General features: G+C 42.7%; 1 pseudogene. It reads right to left on the bottom strand.

The annotated features are described in order from the left end of the window. Window positions 1-190, bottom strand: a pseudogene (locus X919_RS14955) (DUF3408 domain-containing protein); the annotation flags it as partial. Between the last annotated feature and the right edge of the window lie 23 nt (window positions 191-213).

The following is a 213-nucleotide window of genomic DNA, read 5'->3' as shown; positions in this document are numbered from 1 at the left end:
GAACAGTTGCACTCTCAGTGTTCCGTGCAGGCTCGGAGTGCATGGTATTCTCTGTGTCCTGCTTGTTTGTTGGTCTTTCTCTTTCAGGAACTGCAGTCGCTTCTTGTGAAGTAGATTCGTTCTCTGTTTCATCTTCCACACCCAAGAACCATGAAAGGTCTTTGTCGCTCATCATAGTTTCCTTTTCCATTTCTATTTCATTTTAAGTTTAAC

This window comes from Prevotella sp. HJM029, assembly GCF_000599605.1.
Taxonomy (GTDB): domain Bacteria; phylum Bacteroidota; class Bacteroidia; order Bacteroidales; family Bacteroidaceae; genus Prevotella.
Note: the sequence above shows the minus strand (reverse complement) of the source record. Positions and strands in the feature narration are given on the sequence as shown.